The organism is Brachybacterium tyrofermentans, from assembly GCF_039526165.1.
In the GTDB taxonomy this organism is placed as follows: Bacteria; Actinomycetota; Actinomycetes; order Actinomycetales; family Dermabacteraceae; genus Brachybacterium; species Brachybacterium tyrofermentans.
On record NZ_BAAAIR010000040.1, the window covers coordinates 1 to 16692 of the forward strand.

General features: G+C 70.6%; 18 protein-coding genes and 1 tRNA gene. 15 read left to right on the forward strand and 4 right to left on the reverse strand.

Translation table 11 applies throughout. The features are described from left to right. Nucleotides 1-255: 255 nt before the first annotated feature. From ABD093_RS11070 to ABD093_RS11100, 7 genes are all read left to right on the forward strand, one after another. Nucleotides 256-882 (forward strand): GNAT family N-acetyltransferase, encoded by a 627-nt coding sequence (locus ABD093_RS11070; RefSeq protein WP_193118150.1) that lies wholly within the window; start codon nt 256-258, stop codon nt 880-882. A gap of 36 nt (nt 883-918) precedes the next feature. Next, entirely contained in the window at nt 919-1800 is an 882-nt protein-coding gene (locus ABD093_RS11075) for a hypothetical protein (protein ID WP_193118149.1), read from the forward strand. A gap of 25 nt (nt 1801-1825) precedes the next feature. After that, complete coding sequence (locus ABD093_RS11080; protein ID WP_226850515.1) at nt 1826-1996, forward strand: hypothetical protein; 171 nt, start codon at nt 1826-1828, stop codon at nt 1994-1996. Further along, the gene (locus tag ABD093_RS11085) at nt 1986-2432 is read left to right on the forward strand and encodes a D-arabinono-1,4-lactone oxidase (protein WP_319021614.1); all 447 of its coding nucleotides are present in this window, start codon (nt 1986-1988) and stop codon (nt 2430-2432) included. Before ABD093_RS11080 ends, ABD093_RS11085 begins: the two co-directional genes overlap by 11 nt. An 80-nt stretch (nt 2433-2512) precedes the next feature. Further along, nucleotides 2513-3406, forward strand: a complete 894-nt coding sequence (locus tag ABD093_RS11090; protein WP_343924502.1) for an inositol monophosphatase family protein — start codon at nt 2513-2515, stop codon at nt 3404-3406. A gap of 76 nt (nt 3407-3482) precedes the next feature. Next, nucleotides 3483-3555, forward strand: a tRNA-Ala gene (locus tag ABD093_RS11095). A gap of 206 nt (nt 3556-3761) precedes the next feature. Next, nucleotides 3762-4298: a GNAT family N-acetyltransferase gene (locus ABD093_RS11100; protein WP_193118147.1), complete on the forward strand. Its 537-nt coding sequence runs from the start codon at nt 3762-3764 to the stop codon at nt 4296-4298. A 50-nt stretch (nt 4299-4348) separates the two neighbouring features. Here the strand turns inward: ABD093_RS11100 and ABD093_RS11105 are convergent, their stop codons facing one another. After that, nucleotides 4349-4687: a hypothetical protein gene (locus ABD093_RS11105; RefSeq protein WP_193118146.1), complete on the reverse strand. Its 339-nt coding sequence runs from the start codon at nt 4685-4687 to the stop codon at nt 4349-4351. A 187-nt stretch (nt 4688-4874) separates the two neighbouring features. On the opposite strand from ABD093_RS11105, the gene ABD093_RS11110 reads away from it, so the two are divergent. The 4 genes from ABD093_RS11110 (at nt 4875) to ABD093_RS11125 (ending at nt 7796) form a co-directional block, all read left to right on the forward strand. Beyond that, complete coding sequence (locus tag ABD093_RS11110) at nt 4875-5612, forward strand: alpha/beta fold hydrolase (protein ID WP_343924504.1); 738 nt, start codon at nt 4875-4877, stop codon at nt 5610-5612. After that, entirely contained in the window at nt 5605-6537 is a 933-nt protein-coding gene (locus ABD093_RS11115) for an alpha/beta fold hydrolase (RefSeq protein ID WP_343924506.1), read from the forward strand. Before ABD093_RS11110 ends, ABD093_RS11115 begins: the two co-directional genes overlap by 8 nt. 122 nt (nt 6538-6659) lie before the next feature. Beyond that, complete coding sequence (locus ABD093_RS11120) at nt 6660-7205, forward strand: LysR substrate-binding domain-containing protein (protein WP_193118143.1); 546 nt, start codon at nt 6660-6662, stop codon at nt 7203-7205. Between the two features lie 108 nt (nt 7206-7313). Next, a complete protein-coding gene (locus ABD093_RS11125) occupies nt 7314-7796 on the forward strand; it encodes an S-ribosylhomocysteine lyase (protein WP_193118142.1) in 483 nt (160 codons plus the stop codon). Here the strand turns inward: ABD093_RS11125 and malQ are convergent. Next, nucleotides 7783-9906 carry a 4-alpha-glucanotransferase gene (gene malQ, locus ABD093_RS11130; protein ID WP_343924508.1) on the reverse strand — a complete coding sequence of 708 codons (2124 nt, stop codon included), beginning with the start codon at nt 9904-9906 and terminating at the stop codon, nt 7783-7785. The two genes, ABD093_RS11125 and malQ, sit on opposite strands and share 14 nt — an antisense overlap. Nucleotides 9907-9987: 81 nt before the next feature. Next, nucleotides 9988-11589 carry a dolichyl-phosphate-mannose--protein mannosyltransferase gene (locus ABD093_RS11135; RefSeq protein ID WP_319021612.1) on the reverse strand — a complete coding sequence of 534 codons (1602 nt, stop codon included), beginning with the start codon at nt 11587-11589 and terminating at the stop codon, nt 9988-9990. A gap of 78 nt (nt 11590-11667) precedes the next feature. On the opposite strand from ABD093_RS11135, the gene rsmI reads away from it, so the two are divergent. Next, nucleotides 11668-12510: a 16S rRNA (cytidine(1402)-2'-O)-methyltransferase gene (gene rsmI / locus ABD093_RS11140; RefSeq protein WP_193118139.1), complete on the forward strand. Its 843-nt coding sequence runs from the start codon at nt 11668-11670 to the stop codon at nt 12508-12510. A 205-nt stretch (nt 12511-12715) separates the two neighbouring features. Here rsmI and rpmF read toward each other — a convergent pair whose 3' ends face one another. Then, on the reverse strand, nt 12716-12886 hold the full coding sequence (gene rpmF, locus ABD093_RS11145) for a 50S ribosomal protein L32 (RefSeq protein WP_193118138.1): 171 nt from the start codon (nt 12884-12886) through the stop codon (nt 12716-12718). A 305-nt stretch (nt 12887-13191) separates the two neighbouring features. Between rpmF and ABD093_RS11150 the strand changes: the two genes are divergently transcribed. The 3 genes from ABD093_RS11150 to ABD093_RS11160 are packed head-to-tail and all read left to right on the forward strand — an operon-like array spanning nt 13192 to nt 16195. Continuing rightward, nucleotides 13192-14250 (forward strand): TatD family hydrolase, encoded by a 1059-nt coding sequence (locus tag ABD093_RS11150; RefSeq protein WP_193118137.1) that lies wholly within the window; start codon nt 13192-13194, stop codon nt 14248-14250. Then, nucleotides 14247-15269, forward strand: a complete 1023-nt coding sequence (rsmA, locus tag ABD093_RS11155; RefSeq protein WP_193118136.1) for a 16S rRNA (adenine(1518)-N(6)/adenine(1519)-N(6))-dimethyltransferase RsmA — start codon at nt 14247-14249, stop codon at nt 15267-15269. Before ABD093_RS11150 ends, rsmA begins: the two co-directional genes overlap by 4 nt. After that, the gene (locus tag ABD093_RS11160; protein ID WP_193118135.1) at nt 15269-16195 is read left to right on the forward strand and encodes a 4-(cytidine 5'-diphospho)-2-C-methyl-D-erythritol kinase; all 927 of its coding nucleotides are present in this window, start codon (nt 15269-15271) and stop codon (nt 16193-16195) included. The genes rsmA and ABD093_RS11160 overlap by 1 nt, the downstream gene beginning before the upstream one ends. The last annotated feature ends 497 nt before the right edge of the window (nt 16196-16692 follow it).

The window sequence follows — 16692 nt, forward strand, 5'->3', positions numbered from 1 at the left end:
TATCCTGCTCACCAGCGCCGCGAGAACCGTAGCGTGAATACCCGCCACAGCAGGGTCATTCACCACGAACCGCGAAGAGCCCTTTATGTGGCCCTCAGCGAGCTGATTCCAGCAGCTTCGGAGTTCCGGCCGAGGCCATGGTGCCCGAGGTGCACGGCGATTCCTCCGAGGGGTGGACCCGCCTGCCCCGCCCGCGCCGGATCGGTCGCCTGGACCGTGCACGGGGAGGGGGCCGCTTCCGTCTACGATGACGCGATGGTTCACGTGTGGCCGCTGACACTGCGCGACGGGGAGCTCGCTCTGCGGCCCCTGCGACGCCGTGACCGCGCAGACTTCGAGCGGTTGCGTGAGCGAAACCGTGACTGGCTGCGCCCATGGGATGCCACAGACCCTGATCGCCCAGCCCGGCAGATACCCTTCGCCACGCTGCGACGTTGGAACGAGCAGCAGGCGCGCCTCGGGCTCTACCTTCCGCTGATGATCACCGTGCGGGGCCGGGTCGTCGGCCAGATCACGGCAGGACCCATCCAGTACGGAGCGCTGCGCAGCGCGGTGCTGGGCTACTGGATCGACCGGGATCAGGCGGGAGCGGGCCTCGTCCCGCGGTCGGTGGCCCTGGTGATCGATCATCTCTTCGCCGAGCTCGGCATCCACCGCATCGAGGTGACGGTGCGCCCGGAGAATGCCTCGAGCCTGCGGGTGGTCCAGAAGCTGCATCTGCGTCCCGAGGGGCTGAGACGTTCGGCGATCCATGTCGACGGAACGTGGAGAGATCATCTCGTGTTCGCGCTCACCGCCGAGGAGATCGCCACCGGACATGACGGGCGCGGAGTTCTCGCCAGACTTCATCGGGAGTTCCCTCCCGACACGCCCGCGGGGTGACCAGGGAAATCACATCGGTGTCATTACTGTAGAGATGTGGAGTCAATCAATCTCGGTGCCGTCCTGTTCGGCCTTCTGCTGCTGCTCTGGGTGGCGTATGCCCTGCCGCGCACTGCCAGTCGCCGCGAGGTGATGGGGCGCGCACGCGCCTCGGAGCTCTCCGAGATGAGCTCGGAGGCCCGGGACCTGTCCGCGGCCGTCCACTCCCGTCGCTCTTCCCACGAGGTGAATGCCGCCATGTCCCAGGACCGTCTCCTTCTGCGTCCCGCTGACCCCACCAGCCGACCACGCTTCGACGCGGTGCCCGGGGCCCGCATCGACCTCCTCGAGGAGCGGACCCGGTCGCGCCGACTGATGAAGGTACTCCTCGCCGGGATGAGCGCGCTCACCCTCGCGCTGATCGCCCTGGCCGTCGCCGGGATCGTCGCGTGGTGGGTGCCGGCGATCGCTGCGGTCGCCGTGATGACCTATCTCGTGGGCCTGCGTCGGGCCGAGCTGGATCGTCGGGCCCGTCTGACCCGGGCGGCGACCCTGAACCGTCAGGAGCGCGCCCAGCAGGAGACCGCTCGTCGCGCCGCGGCCGCCCCTGCGGTCGAGCCCGCGATCGCCCGCTCCACCCCCGAGAAGCGCGAGAAGCCTGTGCAGCGCGCACCGCTCGAGGCGACGGCCGAGCGCGCCGCCCATCAGGTCACGGCCGCCGGCGAGTGGACCCCGCGTCCGGTCCCGCGCCCCACCTACGCGCTGCGCGGCGAGGTCGATGACCTCGCCACCCGCCACGCCGCACATCGTCAGAGCATGCAGCCCGCTTCGGTGCCGCTCGAGAGCGGTTCCGTCGAGGAGCTCGAAGCGGTCGACGAGGCCTACGCCCCCGCCCAGAACCTGCACCTCGACGAGATCCTCGCCCGCCGTCGGGCCTGAGACTCCCGGACCCGAGGTCTGAGGCATGCCGATGGAGGCGAACCGGCCGACGCGGAGCACCCGCATCGCCCGGATCGACCGGGCGCTCACCCGTGAGGGCCGGTCAGAGCGGCCCGTCGCCGTCCTGGACCTCGACGCCTTCGACGCCAATCTCGAGGACCTCGCGCCTGTTCGCCGGCCCGCGCGTGGTGGATGATTCCGCCTCGGTGTTCACCGCGCCGCGCCGGGTGCGCTTCCAGGAGTCGGAATGGGCGATCCCCGCGCACCGCTTCGAAGAGGCCTTCGACGCGCTGAGCACCCGCTTCGAGGACGAACGCGTGCACGTCACCTTCCCGCTCGAGGTACGGCGGGCCGCGGCCGACGACGTCTGGCTCTCGACCGCGTACGGACGCGACACCGTCTACCTCGCCGCGCACCGCCATCACCGCGAGGAGGCCGGGCCCTATCTGCTCATGGTCCAGCGCATCCTCGCCCCGTTCGCCGCCCGCCCCCACTGGGGCAAGCAGCATTGGCTGGGCCGTCGCGAGCTGGCCGCTCTGCATCCCCGCTTCGAGGACTTCCGTGCAGCACGGGCGACTGCGGATCCCGACGGGGTGCTGCTGACGGGATATCTGCGCCACCTCCTGGGCTGATAGCCGGCGCATCCGCGCCGGGTCGTCCGCACGCTGTCGTGGCCCACGGACACAGCGTGGTTCGGACTAGGCTCGAGGTGATGAACACCTCGACTGCGCAGACGGCGCCCTCCTCCGTCCCGAGCCCCGACCATCTGCTGGACATCGCGACCACCGCGGCACGGGCAGCGGCCGACTACATCCGCTCCCTGGACCGCGAGCACCTGGCCCGCGAGTACAAGACCTCCAGTCATGACATCGTCACCGAGCACGACAGGGCCAGCGAGGACATCATCGTCGCCGAGCTGCGCCGGCTGCTCCCCACCTGCCGCATCGTCGGCGAGGAGGGCGGGGAGCGACCCGCCGAGGAGGGCGCGCTGAGCGCTGATCCCGCGGAGCCCGTCGTGACCTTCTACGTCGACCCCATCGACGGGACCAGCAACTTCGCTGCCGGTCTTCCCCTGTTCTGCGTCTCCATCGGGGTGGCGGTGGGCGACGAGCTGGTGGCCGGCGTCATCGATGTTCCGGTTCTCGGCCAGGTGTTCACCGCAGCGGACGGGCCGGCGACGCTCAACGGCCGCGAGATCACGCCGCGCTCGACGAACAAGCCCGCCGACGCCCTGGTGCTGTCCGGCTTCCCGGGCCAGCGTGGCTGGGCCGAGTTCCCTGAGCTCGCGGCGAGGGCGCAGCCCGAGCTGGAGAACGGCCTCTCGGCGATCCGGCACCTCGGCTCCGCCGCCATCGAGCTCGCCTATGTCTCCGCCGGGTGGGCCGATGCGACATTCCTGGCCTCCATCAACGCCTGGGACATCGCCGCCGGCTTCCACATCCTGCGCCGCGCCGGAGGCTCGGTGCGCACCTGGCCCGGCCACGGGGAGACGGGGCAGCCCGACTTCCTGAACCCTGCGTACGTGGCGTGCACCGGGCCTGAGCGCCTGGACCTGGTGGATCGCGTGTTCGAGGAGGTTCAGGCCCTGCGCGACGCGGATCTGTGATCCTCGTCAAGGCGATTCCGACGAGTTCTCCTCCGGGGCTTCCCGGTGGTAATCTGGCCGGGTCGCCGCGCGACATGGGGCTATGGCGCAGTTGGTAGCGCGTCTCGTTCGCAATGAGAAGGTCGGGGGTTCGAATCCCCCTAGCTCCACCGAAGAACCCCCTGGTCACGCAACTGACCAGGGGGTTCTCCTGTTCCACGGTGCTGACCACGCACTCAGCCCGGGGCCGTGGCCGCTCGTCCGTTCACCCCGTCGCCGGTTCGCCCTGTCGCCGGTTCGCCCGTTCGCCAGCCGGCCCGTTCGTCTGCTCTCCGGCTCGCCCGTCCCGGAGCGCCGACCTTTCTGAGGAGCTGTCATGGAGATCCGCGACGCGACCGCCGCGCACCTGGATGCCCTCACCGCGCTCTACAACGACGCGGTCGAGCACACCACGGCGATCTGGAACGACCACGCGGTGGATCGTGAGGACCGGGCGGTCTGGCTCGCTCAGCGGCGTCGGGACGGCTTCCCCGTGCTGGTCTGCCTCGGCGACGGCGACGGCGACGGTGAGGGGAGCGGAGCTGCCGGTGAGCTGCTCGGCTACGCGACCTACGGCATGTTCCGACCGCACGACGGATTCCGGGGCACCGTGGAGGACTCCGTCTACGTGCGCAGCGACCAGCAGGGCAGGGGCGTCGGCCGCGCGCTGCTGGAGGCCTTGGTCACCCGAGCCCGGGAACAGGGCGTCCAGGCCATGATCGCGGCGATCGAGGCAGGCAACATCGGCTCCGTGCGCCTGCACGAGAAGCTCGGGTTCGAGCATCGTGGCACCCTGCCCCAGGTCGGGACGAAATTCGGTCGACGCCTCGATCTGGCTCTTCTCCAGCTGATGGTCACGCCTGTCTCGAGCTGATGGTCACGCCCGTGTCCAGCTGATGGTGCGGGAACGGACGCCGGCAGCGGTCAGCCCAGCGGGATCGGCCGGAAGCGGCCCGCCGCGCCCCGCGTGAGCTGCAGCGCACTCTCTGGGGCGATCCGGCCCGCAGTCCCCTCGAGGTGGTCGATGACGACGGCGAGGGCGTGCCGCGCGGCGGCGTCCTCATCCCCGCGGGTGGTCGCCTCCACCGCGAACCGCAGGACGGCGCGTCCCACCCGTCGGTCGCCGATCAGCGGTGCTTCGACGTCCTGCTTCTCGACCACGTGGAGCGTGCCCAGCGCGAGGGCGGCCTGCTCCATCACGTCGTGCGGGGAACGTCCCGGGAGGAGTTCCCCGATGGGCAGGTGCATGCGGTAGCTCGGCATGCTGCTCAGGCTAGCGGTCGGCGCGGGGGCCGACGCTCGCCGTGGCGTCGTCGTCCACCCGCGGACGATCACCCGCGGACGATCACCCTCTGACTATGACCCTCTGCCTTTCACCCACGGACGATAGGGTCCAGACGGGGACGATGCGTCGCGCGATGCGACGGATGCCGCAGGGGAGGGGACCTCGATGACCAGCAGCATCGTGCTGATCCATGCTGTGCGCTCCTCGCGCACCATGTGGAAGGGGCAGACGCGCCGCCTGCGCGAGCACGGCTTCCAGGTGATCGCCCCGGACCTCCCCGGTCACGGTCGACGCCGCGGCGAAGAGTTCACGCTGCAGAGCGCACTGGCCACCATCGAGCAGGCCGTGAGCGACTGCGAGCAGCCACCGTTGCTGGTGGGGCTGTCGCTCGGCGGATACCTGACGCTGCACTGGGCGTCCCGGAACCCGGGCCGTCTGGAGGCGGTCCTCGCGGCGGATTGCACGATCGTCCCGGGACCGGCGATGGCGCGGCTCTACGGCCTGTGGATCACCATGAAGGACTGGCTGCCCGGCGACTCCGACACGCGAGTCGCGCGCGCCTTTGCGAAGCGGCACTCCCGCAAGGCCTCCCGTCGCTACTACGGGGGAGGACGCGCCCACGGCGTGGTGGGGACCGTGGTGCGGACGATCAGCTCCCTCGATCTGCTGGCCGACATCGCGATGATCGATGTCCCGCTGACCTTCCTCAACGGGGAGCACGACCCGTTCCGCCGCCACGAGGCACTCTTCCTGGAGGCCGCCCGGGACGGGGAGCTCGTGATCCTCGACGATGCCGGGCACATCGCGAACCTCTCCCGGCCCAAGCGCTTCACGAAGGTGCTGCGACGTGCCGCCGCAGGTGCAGAGATGGGGACCGGTGTTGAGGTGGGGAACGGTGACTGAGAGCATCGTGCTGGTCCACGGCACCCGCACCTCCTCCAGCCAGTGGGATCTCCAGCTCCCCGGCCTGCGCGAGGCGGGGTATCTCGTGAGCGCCCCGGACCTGCCCGGCCATGGGGTGCACCGCGGCGAGCCGTTCACCCTCACCGAGGCCACGGCCACGATCAGCCGGGCCGTCCTCACCGCGGCCGAGGCGACGGGCCCGGCCACCGTGCACCTGGTGGGATCCTCGCTGGGCGGGATGCTCGCGATCCACGCCGCCGCCGCGCTCTGCGCCGGCGGCCTCGACAGGGCCGACGAGGCGCGGTCCGCTGGAGCTGGAGCTGGAGCTGGAGCTGGAGCTGGAGCTGGAGCTGGAGCTGGAGCTGGAGCAGCAGCAAGGGCAGGGGCTGGAGCACAGGCAGGGTCGCTCGCGAGCCTCACCGTCTGCGGCTCCGCCGTGCAGCCGACCCCGACCACCGCGCGGCTGTACGGACTCGGGATCACCGCCATGAGCGGGCTCCCGACCCTGCCCGGACGACGCTCCCCATCGGGAGGGAGCCGCCTGCGGAGGGCACGGTCCGACCCGAATCCGGCGACCGGTGCCACCCTTCTGCATGCCCTGGCGCTCGGGAGGCGCGGGGTGGGCGCCTACACGCGCGGCGGCCTCTCCGGACCTGAGGCCGTGACCGCCGCGATGACAGCGGTCGGCACCCTCGATCTGCGCGAAGACCTGCGGCGCATCGACGTCCCCGTCACGATCCTCAGCCCACGCTTCGATCAGCTGCGGTGGGACGAGCGATCTTTCGCCAACGCAGCGCCCCGGGGTCGCGTCGTCGCCCTCGGCTATGGCAACCACCTGGTGAACCTGGTTCGTCCGGAACGCTTCACCCAGGACCTCCTGAGGATCCTCGCGGAGGCACGGCCCGCTCCCGGCCTGCCTGCCTGACCGCTGGAGGCACACGGGGCTGAGGCGCAGGGCAGAGGCACGGGGCCGAGGCCCCGGAGCTCCCCGTCCCGCGGAGGGCGTCTCGTGCACGGAGGGCAGCCCCCGCGCCGTAGTCTGGGCACATGGAGAATCGCACCCTGCGCGTCGGGTTCGTCCCCGGTGTCGAACCTGATCGTTTCCTGCGTCGCTGGAAGTCGGGTCGACGGGACGCCTGGCTCGAGCTGACCCCGATCCCGCTCTCGCAGCAGCACCTCGCCCTTCAGCGCGGGGACGTCGACATGTGCTTCGTGCGCCTGCCGATCCCCACCGACGACCTCCACGTGGTGGGTCTGTGGGAGGAGCGGGGGGCGATCGTGATGGGCACGGAGCACGTGCTGAGCCTGCTGGACGAGGTCTCCGAGGGCGATCTCGCCGAGGAGACGGAGATCCCGGCCGAGCATCTCGACGACGCCGCGGACCGCGTGGCCGTCGTCGCGGCCGGCGTGGGCTTCACCCGCATGCCGCTGTCGCTGGCCCGCCTCCACCACCGCAAGGACGCCGTGCATCGGCCGCAGGTGGACGCCGAGCCCACCCGCATCGCGCTGGCCTGGCCCCGTGCGGCCGACGACGAGGTGCGCCAGGAGTTCGTCGGCGTGGTCCGCGGCCGCACGTCCCGCTCCAGCCGCTGACGGACCGGTCCTCGCGACCGCGTTCTCATGACCCCGTTCTCATGACTTTGTTCCCGCGACCGGTGTCCACCACCCTGGGCTGAGGCCCCCACGACAGAGGAGTACCCCATGACCGAGCAGAACCGGCCTCCCCGCATGAACGTCGAGAGCTTCAACCTCGACCATCGCACCGTCGCCGCCCCGTACCTCCGGATCGCCGATCGCAAGGAGCTGCCCGGCGGTGACGTGCTCACGAAGTTCGACGTGCGCTTCACCCAGCCCAACGTCGCGCATCTGGAGTCCGAGACCGTCCACTCCCTCGAGCACATGATGGCCGAGCACATGCGCAACCACAGCGACGTCGTCCTGGACGTCTCGCCGATGGGCTGCCGCACCGGCTTCTACGTGCTGCTGATCGGCGATCACACCACCGAGAGCTTCGCCCCCACGCTGGAGGCCACGTTGCGCGATCTGGTCGCGGCCGACGAGGTCCCCGCCGCCAACGAGATCCAGTGCGGCTGGGGCGCCCACCACACGCTCGAGGGCGCCCAGGAGGCGGCACGGGTGTTCCTCGCCGAGCGCGGATCCTGGGAGCAGGTCAGCGCGGCCTGATGCCCTCGCGCACCGCGGCCAGCAGGCGCGCGGTGCGCTCATCGGTCGCGATGTCGTCGATCGAGACGGGGCGCAGCTCCGCATCGGCCAGCGGGATCCGCCAGTTCGGGTACTCCTCATCGGTGCCCGGCTGGTTCTGGATCCGACGCTCGCCCACGCAGTCCACGAGCGAGACGCCCAGCAGCATCGACGGGGTGCGCGCCAGATGCCGGTGCAGCGCGATCACCGTGTCCTCGAGGTCCGCACCGGGAGCCAGAAGGCCATCGCGGCGCAGCAGGTCGAGCACCTGCTCACGGCCCGCGGCGTCGGCCTCCTGCTCCTCCTCCAGAGGACGCTCGAGCAGTCCGAGCTCGTGGCGCAGCGCGACATGGTCCCCGGCGAGATAGCCGGCCGTCGGCGGCAGGTCATGGGTGTTCACCGAGGACATGCACAGCGTGCGATAGTCCGCGGCCGGGAGCGGCGCTCCCTCGGCGTCGTTCTCGAACCACAGGATCGACGTCCCCAGGATCCCGCGGTCCACCAGGTAGTCGCGGACCCACGGCTCGAACGTGCCGAGGTCCTCGCCGACCACGACCGTGCCGGAGCGCTCCGCCTCCAGGGCGAGGATGCCGATCATCGCCTCGTGGTCGTAGGAGACGTACGCCCCGTCGGAGGCTTCGTGGCCCTCGGGGATCCACCACAGGCGGAACAGGCCCAGCACGTGGTCGATCCGCAGGGCGCCCGCATGGCGCATGAGGGTGCGCAGCATGTCGCGCCACGGACGGTAGGAATCCTCCCGCAGCCGCTCGGGATGCCACGGGGGCTGGTGCCAGTTCTGGCCCTGCTGGTTGTACTGGTCGGCGGGTGCGCCGACGGTGGCGCCGCGGGCGAGGACCCCGCGCAGCCGCCAGGAGTCGGCGCCGATCTCTTCGACGCCGACGGCGAGGTCATGCATGATGCCGATGCGCATCCCGGCGTCCCGGGCGGCCGTCTGCGCGGCGCTGAGCTGCTCGTCGAGCAGCCACTGCGTCCACACATGGAAGTCGACCTTCTGCGCGAGCTCGGTACGTGCTCGCTCCACGGCGTCGTCGTCGAGCTCGGACAGCCCCTGCTCCTCGCCGGCGGCCCGCGCGGATTCCGCGATCGCGGACCACAGCGCGAAGTCCTCGAGGCCCTGCCCCTCACGGCGACGGTAGGCCGTGAGGAGGGCACGACGCCCTGCGGAGAGCGGCACGGCGAACAGCTCCTCGAGCGCCTCCAGCTTCGCCGCGAGCACGTCGTCACGCTCCAGGCGGTCCACCCGGGTGTTCCAGTCCTCGACCCCGCGCCGGGACAGCTCGACGCGCTGCCGGGCGTGCTCCGGCAGATCCCGCCATTCCGGGACGTCCTCGATCCGGAGGTACAGCGCGCTGGTGAAGCGCCGGGTCACCGGGAGATATGGGGACGGCTCGACCGGCGGCGTCGGATAGGAGGCGTGCAACGGGTTGACCAGGAGGAAGTCCGCGCCGTGGCAGGCACCGGAGATCGCGGCGAGATCGCGCATGTCGGCGAGGTCCCCGATGCCCCAGGATCGTGAGGAGCGCACCGAGTACAGCTGCGCCTGGATCCCGTAGGCCCGTCGGGCGGCGAAGCCCTCATGGAGTGTCAGCCGCGCCGGGGTGACGACGACGTCCGCCGTGTCCGTCCCCGAGGGCGTCTCGGCGACGAGCTGGTGCCAGCCCAGCGGGAGGCCCGAGGGGATCCGGAAACGGGCACGGCCGCGCAGGGTGCCGTCGATGTCGACGGGCGGGGTGAAGTCATCGACCTGCTCGAGATCACGGCGGCCGCCGTCCTCCAGGAGCAGATGGGTGGTGACCGGGCTGCCGTGGTCGACATGCACCGGCACCGTCGTCCCGTGGTCCGTGCGCAGCACCGTCACCGGGGGCAGGGTGCGGGCCCACGGGGCATGCTCGTGCTCGCGGCGGATGCGGTCGATGTCCTCCGGGGAGTCGGCCTGCGCGCCGAGCGCGGCGAGCACGGAGCGCAGGGTGTTCTCGGCGACATCCTTGAGCGTGCCGTCCCACCCCCAGTACTCGGTGCTGACACCGAGATCGCGGGCGAGATCACGCAGCGCTGTGGGTTCCGAAGGCATGGCGCAATCGTAGCGGCGATCACACCCTGGGAGCGGAGCGTCCGGCGCCTGCCGGGTCAGGTCCAGGAGGCGCCCGTCGGGTCAGGTCCAGGAGGGAAGCCACATCCGGTACCGCCACTGCTCGAGGTCGATGACCTCGCCGGTCCAGATCGGCCAGAAGAACGCGGAGACCAGCACGATGAGCACCAGCAGGGATCCGGCGAAGAGACCTCCGGCCAGACGTCTCTCCGAGTCCGCACGGGCAGGGCCGATGAGCAGCCCCAGCACGTAGGCGAGGCACAGGATCAGCCAGGGCTCGAACACGACCGCATAGAACGTGAAGATCGTGCGGTCCGTGTACAGCAGCCAGGGGAGGTAGCCGGCGGCGATGCCGGCCAGCGCCGCCCAGGCCCGTCCGTCGAAGCGCACGATCGCGATCACCAGGGTGATCAGCACGGCGAGCGTGCCCAGCCACCAGATGACCGGATTGCCGACGGAGAGGATGTGGGAGGCGCACTTCGCGACCTCGCAGCCGTGCTCCCCATATTCGTAGGAGCGGTAGTAGAAGTTCGTGGGCCGCAGCATGAGGGGCCAGCCCAGCGGGTTGGCCTGATACGGATGCTCGGTGTCCAGGCCGATATGGAACTCGTAGGCCTGGCGGTGGTAGAGCCAGAGGGACCGCAGTGAGTCCAGGATCCCGTTCCCGGTGGCTGTGCCCTCCTTCGCGGCGAGGTTCCGGTTGTACCCGACGGAGGAGGCGAACCAGCCCGCCCACGACGCGATGTACACGACCAGTGCGGTCCCGACGGTCGCGAAGAAGGCCGGGATGGCGTCCTTCACGAACCCTCCCAGCAGCCAGTTCTTCTGGGCGGCCGTGCGCCGTGCCCACCAGTCCCACAGCACGGTCATGATCCCGAAGACCGCCAGCGCATAGAGCCCGGACCACTTCACTGCGCAGGCCATGCCCAGCAGCGCGCCGGCGAGCAGACGCCACGGTCGCAGCCCGCCGGAGACGCCCAGGGCCGGAGGCAGCTCGGCATCGAGCTGGAGCTGCGCGGCCCGCACCGCCAGATGCTCGCGGAACCGGTCGCGATCGACGAGCAGGGCCCCGAACGCGGCGAGCACGAAGAACATCAGGAACGGGTCCAGCAGGCTCGTGCGCGAGTGCACGATGTGCAGACCGTCGATCGCCAGCAGCAGACCGGCGATGAGGCCGACGGTCGTGGAGCGGAACAGGCGCCTGCCGATGAGGGTGAGCATCAGGACGGCGACGGAGCCGAGCACGGCGGTCGAGAGGCGCCAGCCCCAGGGCGAGTCGGGGCCCAGAACCATCATCCCGGCACCGATCAACCACTTCCCGAGCGGGGGATGGACCACATAGGAGCCGGTGCTCTCGTAGGTGTTCACGTCCCCGGACTCGAAGACCGCGTCGTGGTCCTCGGGCCAGGACATCTCCACACCCTCCTGGGTGAGGGCGTAGCCGTCCTTGACGTAGTAGGTCTCGTCGAAGATCAGCTCATCGACTGTTCCCAGGCCCCACAGCCGCAGCACGAGCGCCAGTCCGAACAGGGCCATCGCCCCTGCCCAGGCGAGGCGGGAGACCGGGAGGTCGTAGGTCCTCAGACGGCGCCGCAAGGACGCGAGCACCGCGTCGGGCTCGTCCTCGGCGTCTGCGCGATGGGTCGCGACCTCCTCCGTGTGCACCCGCACATGCTAGGACATCACCTGCGGTGATCCTGGAGGGCTGTCCGCGTCGGCCGTGCGGCTCGCTAGCATGGCGGGATGCTCGAACCCGGAGTCCTCACCCTCGCCGCCACCCCGATCGGCAACCCGCTGGATGCCTCGGTGCGTCTGATGCGATCGCTCGAGCAGGCCGATCTCATCGCCGCCGAGGACACCCGACGCCTCGCGCGGCTCGTCGGGGCCCTCGAGGTGCAGACCACCGGGCGGATCCTCTCGTACCACGAGCACAACGAAGCAGAACGCACCGGGGTGCTGCTCGAGGCGCTCGCCGCGGGGGAGCGGGTCCTGATCGTCACCGACGCCGGCATGCCGGTCGTCTCGGATCCGGGCTTCCGGGCGGTGCGCGCTGCGAGCGAGGCAGGGTTCACGGTCACCGTGATCCCGGGACCGTCGGCCGTGCTCACAGCGCTCGCCGCTTCCGGGATCGCGCCGGACCGCTTCACCTTCGAGGGCTTCCCGCCGCGTCGGGAAGGCCGGCGGGCCGCGACCTTCGGTCCTCTCGTCGCCGAGCAGCGCACGATGGTGTTCTTCGAGTCCCCTCGCCGCACGGCGGCGACGCTCTCCTCGATGGCCGAGTCCTTCGGCGAGCAGCGGACCGCCGCCGTCGCGCGCGAACTGACCAAGACCTACGAGGAGATCGTGCGAGGGTCCCTCGGCGAGCTCGCGCAGTGGGCGGAGTCCACGGAGGTGCTGGGCGAGATCGTGATCGTCGTGGCGGGTGCGGAGCCGGTCGCCCTGAGTGCCGAGGACCTCGTCGAGGAGGTCCTCGCCCGGGCCGCCGCCGGGGAGCGGCTCAAGGACGCCGCGAAGGCGCTGGCGAAGGGACAGGACGGCGTCACCTCGAGCGAGCTCTACGATCTGGCGCTGAGCCGGAAGAGCTGAGCCGGAAGAGCTGAGCCGGACGGGCGGCGCTGCTCTCCGGCGACGTGGCGGATCTGCTGCGTATCCCTGCCGTGCCACGACACGGCGCCATGACACGACCCCACGACACGACGACATGACACGGCCCCACGACACGACGAAGCCCCCGGCACAGGGCCGGGGGCTTCGGTCGAAGATCAGCTGCGGGTCGCGGACCCGCGCGGGATCAGTCTTCGATCTGGAGCAGACCGCGCTGGTAGGCCTTGGCCAGACGACGCGGAACAGCTGCGGTACGGCCACGCACCGTCACCTGCACGAGGTCGGGGTTGTTGGCCTTCCACTGCGAACGACGCGAGTGCGTACGTGCGCGGGACATCTTAAACTTGGGCACTGCCATGAGGACGCTCCTTGGACGGTCCGGAGATGAACTAGCGTTGGCGTCCGTCCCGAGCAGCGACCCGAACCCGGTCCAGCTGAGTCGGGGCGCTCGGGTGCACGTTAGGACGCGCAACGACGACCCATCTTGTCACATCGGGCTCGGCTTCGCCTGCTCGGGGCTCGTGACGTATCCCACCGCACACCGTCCCGACGGTTCGGGAGCCGTGCGTCGACCCTGCGGGCTCCGAGGGCCGGACGTGACGTCGACGTCGCCGCGGTCACCCGATGGCGGGACCGGAGGGCTGACGCTCCTACCATGGTCGCATGCCGTCACCGTACGAGACAGATCCCGCGCAGGACGATCGGTCCCTCGCTGCCCGGTCCGACCCGTCCCCTGAGTCCACTGCGCCGGCCCGGCCCGAGCAGTCCTCCTCCTCATCGGCCGCGCCCTCACCGGTGCGCAGTCGCGAGGACATCGACCCCCGGGGCCGTTCTCGCGACCGTTCCTGGCCGCCGGTGCCGGACTCGCTGCCGTTCCCGGTGATCGACAACCATTGCCACCTGGACTTCGCCGACGGCGACAGGGAGCTCACCGTCACGGATCACGTGGCCCGGGCCGCCGAGGTGGGCGTCGACGCCCAGATCACGATCGGCTCCGACCTCGAGGCCGTGCGCTGGACCGCAGCGCTCCTCGCCTCCGAGGCGTGCCCTCCGTCCCTGCGGGGCGGTGTCGCGATCCATCCCAACGAAGCCGCGCTGCATGCCCGGGGGACCGATCATGACGGCGATCCGATCATCGGGCTCGACGAGGCGATCGGCGAGGTCTCCACCCTCCTGCGGGGCCCCGGCATGGTCGTGGTGGGCGAGACGGGTCTGGACTGGTTCCGCACCTCGAAGAAGGACGACGCCGCGCGAGCCGCGCAGATCGAGTCCTTCCGTGCCCACATCGCCCTGGCCAAGGAGCTCGACCTGCCGATGCAGATCCACGATCGCAACGCCCACCAGGACGTCCTCGAGGTGCTCGACAAGGATGGTGCCCCCGAGCGCACCGTCTTCCACTGCTTCTCCGGGGATGCGGAGTTCGCCCGCGCCTGCGCGGATCGCGGGTACTTCCTCTCCTTCGCCGGGAACGTGACCTTCAAGAATGCCGATGACCTCCGGGGTGCGCTGGCCGAGGTCGGGTTCGGGCAGGTGATGGTCGAGACCGATGCGCCGTTCCTGACCCCGGTCCCCTATCGCGGCCGGCCGAACTCCTCGTATCTGATCCCGCTGACGATGGCCACGATGGCGGAGGTCACCGGCACCGACCTCGAGCAGGCGTGCCGAGCAGTCCGCGCCACGACCGAGCAGGTCTACGGCTGGCCGGAAGCGGTGGCGGCATGAGCGCCGGCACGCCCCACTCCGCCGACGCCGCGCAGCCCGCCGATGCCGCGCAGCCCGCCGATGCCGCGCAGCCCGCCGACGCCGCGCAGTCCGCGGGCGCGACGCAGGAAGCCTCCGGTTCCTCGCCCGCCAACGGCTCGCAGGGCCCGTCGGCCCCTGGGCTCCTGCTGAGCGCTCGCGATATCCGCGAGCTCGCGGATGCGGCCGGGATCCGGCCCTCGAAGCAGCGCGGCCAGAATTTCGTCATGGACCCCAACACGGTCCGCACGATCGTCGGCCGAGCCGGCATCACGCCGGGCCAGGCCGTGCTCGAGGTGGGACCGGGTCTGGGCTCTTTGACCCTCGGTCTGCTCGAGGCCGGGGCGGATGTCGCCGCGATCGAGCTCGACCGTGGGCTTGCGGAGCTGCTGCCGTTGACCCTGCACGCCCGCGGGGTCGACGAGGAGCGGTACCGCCTGGTGCACGCCGACGCCCTGCAGGTCACCGAGCTCTCTGACCTGCCGCACGCCGGGCAGCCGACCGCACTGGTCGCGAACCTCCCGTACAACGTGGCCACTCCGATCTTGCTGACGATCCTCGAACGGTTCCCGGAGATCCGCACCGCGCTGGTGATGGTGCAGTCCGAGGTGGTCGACAGGTTGACGGCAGACCCGGGGAGTCGGACCTACGGCGGGCCGAGCGTGAAGGCCGCCTGGTACGGCCGCGCTGAGCAGGCCGGCCGCATCTCCCGCCAGATCTTCTGGCCCGTCCCCAACGTCGACTCCGCCCTCGTGGAGCTGACCCGGCACGACGAGCCCCTCGGGACCTCCGCGGAGCGTGCCGAGGTGTTCGCGGTCATCGACGCCGCCTTCGCCCAGCGGCGCAAGACGCTGCGCGCCGCGCTCGCGCCCTGGGCGGGCAGTCCGACGAGGTCCGAGGAGATCCTGCGGGCCGCGGGGATCGACCCCGGCGCTCGCGGCGAGACCCTGGAGATCGAGCAGTTCCGGTCGATCGCTCGGGCGAGCGGGGAGATCGCGTGATGGCGAACGCCCTGAACCGGGTGGTGGTGCGCGCCCCTGGCAAGATCAACCTGTCGCTCGCCGTCGGTGCCGTCGACGATCGTGGTTACCACAGCCTCGCGACGGTCTTCCAGGCCGTCGACGTCTACGAGACCGTCACCGCGACCCAGCAGGATGAGCTCACGCTCTCGGTCGATTCCGACGTCCCGGGAGAGGTCCCGCTGGACGGATCGAACCTTGCCCTGCGCGCTGCCGAGCTCCTGCGCTCGGAGCGCGGGGTCACAGCTGGTGCCGCCCTGCATGTCCACAAGCAGGTCCCGGTGGCCGGCGGTATGGGCGGGGGCTCGGCGGACGCCGCTGCCGTGCTCGTCGCCCTGGATCGGCTCTGGGGCCTGGAGCTCCCGGCCGAGGAGCTGCGGGAGCTCGGCTCCCGGCTCGGGGCGGACGTGCCCTTCGCGATGCTCGGCCACACCGCGCTGGGGCGGGGCACCGGCGCGGACCTGACCACGGCGCTCACCCATGGTGAATGGACCTGGCTGCTGGCGTTCCCGGGCGGGCACCTGTCCACCCCGGCCGTCTATCGACGCCACGATGAGATCGCCCGGTCGGTGGGACGGGTCCTGCCGGAGCACCCTGAGATCGAGGAGCTGCAGTTCCAGGCTCTCAGCTCCGGTGATGCGCCTCTGCTGGGGCGCACGCTCCATAACGACCTGCAATCGGCGGCCTTCGCCCTCCACGATGGGCTCGAGCCGGTCGTGGAGCATGCCCAACGGGCCGGCGCCTACGGAGCGATGGTCTCGGGCTCCGGGCCGACGGTCGCGGTCCTGGTCGAGGACAGGGAGCATGCGCAGGAGATCGGGGAGGAGCTGCGGGCGGCACGGCTCGTGGACTCCTATCTTGTGGCGCGGGGTTCTGCAGCTGGCGCGAGCGTGCTCGACGCCGGCTGACGAAGAGCGGCACGTCCTCCGAGCCGGCTGACGGTTGGCGGCACGTCCTCCGAGCCGGCTGACGGTTGGCGGCACGTCCTCGACGGCGTCCGACGATGTGGCGCCATCGCATGCTGTGGCGCCATCCCATGCTGTTGCGCCATTCCATGCTGTTGCTACATCCCATGCTGTGGCGATGTCCCGTGCTTCGGCGGCGGCCCATGGTGTGGCGGCATCCCCTGCTATGGCGACCCGCCCCATCTTGTGGCGGCATCCTTCGTTGTGGCGACCACCCATGTCGAGACGAGACGACCCATGTCGTGGCGGCATCCCCTGATGTGCGGTATTGACGCCACTATCTGTGGCGAATTCTTTCCTCCCGATCCACTGCTTGTCCACATTTGCGTAAAGCGCCTTGTGTTGCGAGGTGCAGTGCGCTATGGGGTTATCTGAATCGTCAGGACCCCACGCGGATCCGCGACAGTGGAAGGAGCCGCAGGCGAGGTGTGGAGCGTGTT

Bases quoted from the DNA above. Each gene is read 5' to 3' on its own strand.
- ABD093_RS11070 (WP_193118150.1), top strand. From the start codon at position 256: ATGGTTCACGTGTGGCCGCTGACACTGCGCGACGGGGAGCTCGCTCTG.
- ABD093_RS11080 (WP_226850515.1), top strand. From the start codon at position 1,826: ATGCCGATGGAGGCGAACCGGCCGACGCGGAGCACCCGCATCGCCCGG.
- ABD093_RS11090 (WP_343924502.1), top strand. From the start codon at position 2,513: ATGAACACCTCGACTGCGCAGACGGCGCCCTCCTCCGTCCCGAGCCCC.
- ABD093_RS11100 (WP_193118147.1), top strand. From the start codon at position 3,762: ATGGAGATCCGCGACGCGACCGCCGCGCACCTGGATGCCCTCACCGCG.
- ABD093_RS11105 (WP_193118146.1), bottom strand. From the start codon at position 4,687: ATGCCGAGCTACCGCATGCACCTGCCCATCGGGGAACTCCTCCCGGGA.
- ABD093_RS11110 (WP_343924504.1), top strand. From the start codon at position 4,875: ATGACCAGCAGCATCGTGCTGATCCATGCTGTGCGCTCCTCGCGCACC.
- ABD093_RS11120 (WP_193118143.1), top strand. From the start codon at position 6,660: ATGGAGAATCGCACCCTGCGCGTCGGGTTCGTCCCCGGTGTCGAACCT.
- ABD093_RS11125 (WP_193118142.1), top strand. From the start codon at position 7,314: ATGACCGAGCAGAACCGGCCTCCCCGCATGAACGTCGAGAGCTTCAAC.
- malQ (WP_343924508.1), bottom strand. From the start codon at position 9,906: ATGCCTTCGGAACCCACAGCGCTGCGTGATCTCGCCCGCGATCTCGGT.
- rsmI (WP_193118139.1), top strand. From the start codon at position 11,668: ATGCTCGAACCCGGAGTCCTCACCCTCGCCGCCACCCCGATCGGCAAC.
- rpmF (WP_193118138.1), bottom strand. From the start codon at position 12,886: ATGGCAGTGCCCAAGTTTAAGATGTCCCGCGCACGTACGCACTCGCGT.
- ABD093_RS11150 (WP_193118137.1), top strand. From the start codon at position 13,192: ATGCCGTCACCGTACGAGACAGATCCCGCGCAGGACGATCGGTCCCTC.
- rsmA (WP_193118136.1), top strand. From the start codon at position 14,247: ATGAGCGCCGGCACGCCCCACTCCGCCGACGCCGCGCAGCCCGCCGAT.
- ABD093_RS11160 (WP_193118135.1), top strand. From the start codon at position 15,269: ATGGCGAACGCCCTGAACCGGGTGGTGGTGCGCGCCCCTGGCAAGATC.